The sequence below is a fragment of the Micromonospora sp. NPDC003776 genome, assembly GCF_053605645.1.
On record NZ_JBSGJR010000966.1, the window covers coordinates 1 to 1215 of the forward strand.

Consider the following 1215-nt stretch of genomic DNA (forward strand, 5'->3'; position numbering starts at 1 on the left):
CCTGCGGCGGCGCGCCGGCGGTGCCGGCGAAGGTGCGCTGCAGCCAGCCCGCCGGGTCGGTGAGCAGCCCGTCGAGGGAGCCGACCCGGACGTTGCCGCCGGCCACCTGCTCCAGCAGGACGCCCAGCGCGGCGCTGGTGAGCAGCCGGGGCAGCAGCGGCGCGAGCCGCGCCGCCAGGTCCGGGGCGGCCGGCAGCAGCCGGACCGGGTCGGGCAGCCACGGGGCCGCCAGCGAGACCGCCCCGTCGACCCGGGCGAGGGTGACCTCGCCGAGTGCGAGGGCCGCCTGCACCCGGGGGGCCGGATCCGCCAGCGCCACGGTGGACGAGCCGGTCAGCGTGACCCCGTGCCCCAGCCGCAGGCCGGTGCCGGTGGTGCGGGCGGTGAACCGCCACGGTTGCGCCTCCAGCACCAGCTCCACCGGGAGCCCGCCGAGGCGTCGCCGCCACGGGCCGCCGCCGGCGGCGGCACCGGCGTCGCGGACCAGGCCGAGCAGCCCGGTGGCCCGGTCGACCAACGCCGGCAGCCGCGGCGCCAGCCAGGCGGTGGCGTCGGTACGCAGCCCGGTCATCGCGTCGGCCAGCACCGCGGCCGGCCGGTCGGCCGTCGCCCGGTTGATGACACCGAGGGCGGCGAGCTCGGTCAGCAGCCGGGCCAGTCGGCCGCCCGGGGCGGCCACCCGGTCCAGTTCCCGGACCAGCGCGTCGAGCAGTTCCGGCGCCCGGGGGTCGAGCAGGTCGACGGCGGTGGACGCCTCGCCGCGCAGGGCCGCGTCGTGCAGCACCACCTCGACGTCGGTGGCCGGGCCGGCGGCGCCGGCGCGGACGCTCGCCCGGACGGTGAGGGCGCGGACCCGGGCGGCCAGCGGCGCGCCGGTGCCGGGGCCGCCGAGCAGCCATCCATCGGGGTGGCCGACCCGGATGCGGACCTGCGCCGACGGTGCGTCGGCCGGGGCCGCCGGGTCCAGCGACACGGCGCCGAGACCCAGCCGGACGTCCACCTCGACGTCCGGCTCACCGGCCACGGGGGTGCCGAGGTCGAGGGCGAGCCGCACCGCGGCCCACCACCGGTAGCGGACGATTCCATGTTCTCCGCTGTGGACGACCCAGCGTTGCATGAGAGCATTCGCGCGTCGGCCGACCTGGCCGTGGCGCAGATGCCCACCACGCCGATCAGCAGCACCCAGGCGTGGGCCATGCCGAAGCGGGCGCCGGC

Annotated in this window: 1 protein-coding gene; it reads right to left on the reverse strand. The window is 79.3% G+C overall.

Going from position 1 to position 1215, the window contains the following annotated elements; translation table 11 throughout:
* The coding region (locus ACWEVO_RS36765; RefSeq protein WP_452311986.1) for a hypothetical protein at positions 1-1117 on the reverse strand (1117 nt) is incomplete at its 3' end.
* Positions 1118-1215: the final 98 nt, after the last annotated feature.